The sequence below is a fragment of the Streptomyces sp. SID4985 genome (genome assembly GCF_009863025.1).
Lineage (GTDB): Bacteria > Actinomycetota > Actinomycetes > Streptomycetales > Streptomycetaceae > Streptomyces.
Genome location: NZ_WWIR01000149.1, coordinates 1 through 6,007, shown reverse-complemented (window position 1 = coordinate 6,007; position 6,007 = coordinate 1). Strand labels below are relative to the sequence as shown.

Annotated in this window: 7 protein-coding genes; 5 read left to right on the top strand and 2 right to left on the bottom strand. The window is 71.5% G+C overall.

What is annotated here, in order from left to right; translation table 11 throughout:
* On the top strand, nucleotides 1-411 hold a 411-nt coding region (locus GTW40_RS06010; RefSeq protein ID WP_161179107.1), incomplete at its 5' end, for a VOC family protein.
* Between the two features lie 17 nt (nucleotides 412-428).
* Here the strand turns inward: GTW40_RS06010 and GTW40_RS06005 are convergent.
* Together GTW40_RS06005 and GTW40_RS06000 are read right to left on the bottom strand one after the other, a co-directional pair.
* Nucleotides 429-1,295 carry a GNAT family N-acetyltransferase gene (locus GTW40_RS06005; protein ID WP_161179106.1) on the bottom strand — a complete coding sequence of 289 codons (867 nt, stop codon included), beginning with the start codon at nucleotides 1,293-1,295 and terminating at the stop codon, nucleotides 429-431.
* A 44-nt stretch (nucleotides 1,296-1,339) separates the two neighbouring features.
* The gene (locus tag GTW40_RS06000; protein ID WP_237525358.1) at nucleotides 1,340-2,116 is read right to left on the bottom strand and encodes a MerR family transcriptional regulator; all 777 of its coding nucleotides are present in this window, start codon (nucleotides 2,114-2,116) and stop codon (nucleotides 1,340-1,342) included.
* 211 nt (nucleotides 2,117-2,327) lie between these two features.
* On the opposite strand from GTW40_RS06000, the gene GTW40_RS05995 reads away from it, so the two are divergent.
* The 4 genes from GTW40_RS05995 to GTW40_RS05980 form a co-directional block, all read left to right on the top strand.
* Nucleotides 2,328-3,797, top strand: a complete 1,470-nt coding sequence (locus tag GTW40_RS05995) for an amino acid permease (protein ID WP_161179105.1) — start codon at nucleotides 2,328-2,330, stop codon at nucleotides 3,795-3,797.
* A 77-nt stretch (nucleotides 3,798-3,874) separates the two neighbouring features.
* Entirely contained in the window at nucleotides 3,875-4,393 is a 519-nt protein-coding gene (locus GTW40_RS05990) for a macro domain-containing protein (protein WP_161179104.1), read from the top strand.
* A complete protein-coding gene (locus GTW40_RS05985) occupies nucleotides 4,390-5,298 on the top strand; it encodes a PfkB family carbohydrate kinase (RefSeq protein WP_161179103.1) in 909 nt (302 codons plus the stop codon). The genes GTW40_RS05990 and GTW40_RS05985 overlap by 4 nt, the downstream gene beginning before the upstream one ends.
* 161 nt (nucleotides 5,299-5,459) lie before the next feature.
* Nucleotides 5,460-6,007, top strand: a 548-nt coding sequence (locus GTW40_RS05980) for a methyltransferase domain-containing protein (protein WP_161179102.1), incomplete at its 3' end; no start/stop codon positions are given.

Below are 6,007 nucleotides of genomic sequence, written 5' to 3'. Positions count from 1 at the left end.
GTCACCTTCGACTGCGCGGAACCCGAGCGCGTCGCCCGCTTCTGGTGTGAGGTGCTGGGATACGTCGTACCGCCACCGCCGGAGGGGTACGACAGCTGGGACGCGTTCGACCGGTCGTTGCCGCCCGAGCGGCAGGGGGCGGCGTTCGTCTGTATGGATCCCGAAGGTGTGGGGCCCCGGATGTACTTCCAGCGGGTGCCCGAGGGCAAGGTCGTCAAGAATCGGGTGCATCTGGACGTACGGGTGGGCACCGGGCTCGTGGGGGAGGAGCGCCTCGCTGTACTGGAGGCAGAGTGCGCGCGGCTGGTCGCGCTGGGGGCGCGGCGGGAGCGGCTGTTGCGGGCCGATGGCGTGAACGAGTCGTGCATCGTGATGCAGGACGTCGAGGGCAACGAGTTCTGTCTCGACTGAGCGGCCCAGCACGGCGCTCAAGCGTCCCGCCGTAGATCCCGCGCCTCGCCCAGCACCCGGAACCCCGCAGAGCGGTACGTGGCGACGGCACCCGCGTTCGCGCTCGGCGTGCCGACCCGCACGCTCGACGCCCCCAGTTCCCGCAGCGCGGCCGCCGCGGCGAGGGTGACGGCACGGCCGTAGCCGCGGCCGCGGTGGTGCCGGTGTACGCCCATCGGCTCCAGCAGCCCGGGCCTGCCCGGACCGGCCGACCACACCGTCACCGTCGCCACGGCGTTGTCCTGGTCGTCGTACGCGACGAGACATCGGGCATCCGCGTACGACGGCGCGCTCGCCATCGCGTGCCAGTGCTCGGCCGTGAAGGCCGACCCGTCGAACGCGGCCCGCTGCACGGCGGCACGGACGTGCGCCCGCGACGGGCCGACCGTCTCGATCCGTACGCCGGGGTCGTCCACCGGGTCCGTGAGGTCGCGCTGCAATGGAGTCCACGGCTCGTCGGGGTGCCAGCCGTCCTCGGAGAGCAGACCGTGGACCAGCGTGCCCGGGGACGCCTCGACGTACGCCCGCCCCGGCGGCAGCACGCCCCGTTTCGGCGCGGCGATGTCGGACAGCAGCCGCCGCGCCAGCTCCTCGTCCTGCCACGCGTCCGGCGCGATCGCCAGCCGCAGCAGCTCAGGGCCGTCCAGCAGCCCGACGGCGAGAGTCCGGCCGTCGCGGCTCCAGGTCCGTACCGCCGCGGCCGTGGCCTCCGCGCCGAACCGCCGGAACCAGCCCAGGTCCCCGGGGTGCGGCTGCGTCGGCGACCCTTCGTACTGCCACCCCCGCAGCGCGCCCACCGCCTCGGTCACCCCGTCGACTCCCGGCTCGCCCAGCACGATCGCCATGACGTCGATGACACACCACCGGGCGGGCGGTCCGCAGCCGTTTCCTAGTCCTCCGCGGGTGAGGGGTCCTCCGGCACCGCCCCCGCCTCCGACAACCATTGCCGCACCTCCCGCTTCAGCGACCGCTGGAACGTGGTCAGCAGCGCCTGTACCACCAGCGGCTGCATGTGCGCCGAGAGGGAGCGGACGTCCCGCGCGTCCCGTTCCGTCACCGCGCCGCGCAGCAGGTCGGAGAGTTCGCGGGCGGCGGCGCGGGAGTGGTCGAGGAGGGCGGTGCGGGCGGCGAGGATCACCTCCTGGGAGAGGGGGACGTCCAGGAGCCGTACGCCGAGACGCAGCAGCCCGGCGTCCACGCGCCAGCCGTCGCCGTCGGGGGCGAGGACGTCCATCGCGGCGAGGCGGCGCAGAGCGTCGTCGTCCAGCGGGCGCCCGGCGCGGCGCTCCAGGTCCGCGCGCGAGAGCGTCTCCACCTTCTCGGGCGCCCAGGAGGAGACCACCGCGCGGTGTACGGCGAGGTCCTGGTCGGAGAGGTCGGCCGGGAGCCGCTCCAGATACCGCTCGATCCCGGCGAGGGTGAGGCCCTGGAGCTGGAGTTCCTCGATCAGCGCGAGCCGGGCCAGGTGCTCGCGGCCGTAGCGGCCCACCCGGCGCGGGCCTATCACCGGGGGCGGGAGCAGACCCCGGGTGCCGTAGAAGCGGACCGTGCGCACGCTGACGCCGGACCGCGCGGCCAGCTCGTCGATGGTGAGGGTGGGCTCCCCGGCCTCGGCCGTCATATGAAGCAGTCCCCCGTCGTCATACGCGCCGTCCTCGGTCGTCATGCGCAGAAGTATCGCCGCCGTACCGGTGCTGTGAAAGCCGGGGAGGATGTGTGAGAAGTGCCGCTCTGTGACGTGGACCACCGCATTACGGGTGATCTCTCTGGGAAGCTGCTGCCTTGGTCTGAACCGCGACACACCGAGGCGGGGTGGGCCGAATTGTCAGGACCCCGGGGCCGCGAGGTTCCGGGCGCACCAGAGAGTGGAACGACCCGTGAGCAAGGAAGCCGTGGAATCGGCACCGGCCGCCGTACAGGCGGCCCAGGCGTCCCAGACGCCCGCGGACGCGGGCGACGCCGGATACAGCAAGGATCTCAAGCCCCGTCACGTCAACATGATCGCCATCGGCGGTGCCATCGGCACCGGCCTCTTCCTGGGCGCCGGTGGCCGTCTGCACAACGCGGGCCCCGCGCTCGCGATCGCCTACCTGGTCTGCGGCGTGTTCGCCTTCTTCGTCGTGCGTGCGCTCGGCGAGCTGGTCCTGTACCGCCCCTCCTCGGGCTCCTTCGTGTCGTACGCGCGCGAGTTCCTCGGGGAGAAGGGCGCCTACGTCGCCGGCTGGATGTACTTCCTGAACTGGTCGACCACCGGCATCGCGGACATCACCGCGATCGCGCTCTACACGCATTACTGGAGCATGTTCACGCCGATCCCGCAGTGGGTGCTGGCGCTGATCGCCCTCGCGGTGGTGCTCACCGTGAACCTGATCTCGGTGAAGATCTTCGGCGAGATGGAGTTCTGGTTCGCGATCATCAAGGTCGCGACGCTGGTCGCCTTCATGTTCGTCGGCATCTTCCTGCTGGCCACCCAGCACGACGTGGGCGGCCACCAGCCCGGCCTGAGCGTCGTCACCGACCACGGCGGCATCTTCCCGCACGGCATGATGCCCGTCGTCCTGGTCATGCAGGGCGTGATCTTCGCGTACGCCGCGCTCGAACTGGTCGGCGTCGCCGCCGGTGAGACCGAGCGTCCCGAGAAGGTCGTCCCGCGCGCGGTGAACTCGATCATGTGGCGCGTGGGCCTGTTCTACGTCGGCTCGGTCGTGCTGCTCGCCCTGCTGCTGCCCGGCTCGGTGTACTCCGCCGACCAGAGCCCGTTCGTCACCGTGCTGTCCAAGATCGGCATCCCGGCGGCCGGTGACGTGATGAACCTGGTCGTGCTGACCGCCGCCATGTCCTCGCTGAACTCCGGCCTGTACTCCACCGGCCGCATCCTGCGCTCCATGGCGACGGCCGGTTCCGCGCCGAAGTTCACCGCCCGCATGAACCGCAGCCAGGTTCCCTACGGCGGCATCCTGCTGACCTGCGCGGTCTGCGTGCTGGGCGTCGGCCTGAACTACCTCGTGCCCAGCCAGGCCTTCGAGATCGTGCTGAACGTGGCCTCCCTCGGCATCATCAGCACATGGGTGATCATCATGATCTGCCACATGATCTTCGTTCGCCGCGCCCGCGCGGGCCAGGTCACCCGGCCGCACTTCCAGCTGAAGTTCAGCCCGGTCACGGAGATCGCCACGGTCGTCTTCCTGCTGGTCTGCCTCGGCATGATGTGGAACGACCCGGACGTCGGCCGCAAGACCCTGCTGCTCATCCCGGTCATCGCGGCCCTGCTGGTCGCGGGCTGGTACGGGGTGCGCGGGCGGGTCGCCCGGAACGCGGCGGAGGAGCCGGCGGAACTGGCGAAGTAGCCCTTCCCAGGGCTGTCTGAGGCCCGCAGAACCGCAGGTCAGCGACCATTGTCAGTGGCCGCCGCTACGGTGGCGTCATGTCGGAGATCGTTTCGGAGATCCTCTCTGGGATCACCTACGTCCGGGGTGACGCCACCGAGCCGTGTGCGGGGGGTGCGCGGGTGATCGCCCATGTCTGCAACGACGTCGGCGGCTGGGGGAGAGGCTTCGTCGCCGCGCTCTCCGGGCGCTGGCCGGAGCCCGAGGCGTCCTACCGCGCCTGGTACCGCGACCGCGCGGGCAACGACTTCGGCCTGGGCGCCGTCCGGCTCGTCCCCGTCGCCCCGGATCTGTGGGTGGCCAACATGATCGGCCAGCACGGCGTCAGAAGACCCGGCAGGACCGCCCCGGCCCCCGTCCGCTACGACGCGATCGACACCGCCCTCGACCGTCTCGCCGGGCAAGTGATCGAACTCGGCGCCTCCGTGCACCTGCCTCGCATAGGCTGCGGCCTGGCGGGCGGGAGCTGGCCGCGCGTGGAGCCGCTGATCACCGGGCGGCTGGTGCGGCGGGGCGTCCCGGTGACGGTGTACGACCATGGGGAGGACGGTCCATGACCGTGCGGGACGGGATCGACGTACTGGTAATCGGCGGCGCCGGAGTGGACACCATCGTGCCCGTCCCCGAGCTGCCGCTGCCCTACGCCGACAGCTACATGATCGACTCCGGCATCCGCACCCGGGCCGGACAGACCGGCGACTTCGTCGCCCTGGGCCTCGCCGCCCTCGGCCTGCGCGTCCACCACCTCGACCTCCTCGGCGACGACCCCGAGGGCACCCTCGTCCGCGCCCTGCACACCGAACACGGCATCCCCCTGACCGCGCTGCCGCAGCCCGCCGGTACCAAGCGCGCGGTCAACCTGGTGGGCCCCGACGGCCGCCGCCTCTCCCTCTACGACACGAGCCGCGCCCACCCCGACGACCGCTTCCCACCAGAGGTGCTGCGCCCCCTCGCCTCGGCCGCCCGGCACGTCCACGTGACGATCACCCACCCCTGCGCCGAAGCGCTGCCCCTCCTTCTGGAGACCGGCGTCCCCCTCTCCACCGACCTCCACGACTGGGACGGCGAAAACCCCTACCACGAGCCCTTCGCCCTCGCCGCCGACCTCGTCTTCCTCTCGGCCACGGCCCTGTCCGACCCCGAGTCCACGATGCGCCACATCGTGAAACACGGCCGCGCCCGAACGGTCGTCGTCACGGCGGGCGCCGACGGCGCGTACCTCCTGTCGGACGGCAAGCTGACCCACATACCCACCGCCGTCCCACCCGCTCCCGTAACGGACTCCAACGGCGCGGGCGACGCCTTCGCGGCAGCCTTCCTCCACGGCCACCTGAGCGGCGAGCCACCGGAGCGCTGCGCTCGCTTTGGCGCGGTCGCGGGGGCGTACGCGTGCACGGTCCCGGCGGACCGGGTGGACGCGATCGGACGGGACGAGTTGCGGGCCGCCGCCTTGGCGGGCTGAGCGGCGCGGGTGTGCCTGCCGGGCGTGCCACCTTCCCAACCTGGCTCGTTGGTAAGGAACACGAACACACCGGAGGGGTACGCGATGAAGGAAACGCTCACCTGGCGCATGACCGGAAGAGCCCCCGTCTCCCGATGGCGGTCCGAGGGGCTGCGGCTGAGATGACGTTCACCGGAGTGGAGGGGGAGTGGTCCGAGTTGGGCCGCTTCCTTCTGGAGCGCGAGTATCTGACGGCCGACTGGCTCCCGGCGTTCGCCGCTGTGCCTCGGGCCCGCTTTCTGCCCGATGTCATGTGGCCGCACGACATGGACACCGGCACCACCGTCGCCGTGGACCGGCGCGAACAGCCGGAGCTGTGGACCTCCTACGCCAACGCCGACGTTCCGATCGTCACCCAGTGGGACGACGGCAGGGGAGAAAGACGAGGCAACGTGCCGACATCGTCGGCGTCCATGCCCTCGGTCGTCTTCCGGATGCTGGCGGCCCTGGAGGTCGAGCCCGGACACCGCGTGCTGGAGATCGGCACCGGGACCGGCTGGAACGCGGGACTCCTGTCGCACCGGCTCGGCAGGGACAGCGTGGTGAGCGTCGAGGTCGATCCGAAGGTGGCCGACGCCGCACGGGAGCGGCTGAGTGCCCAGGGACTGCTCGGCCGGGTCCTCACCGGGGACGGCGCGGAAGGCGACGAGGCGGGAGCCCCGTACGACCG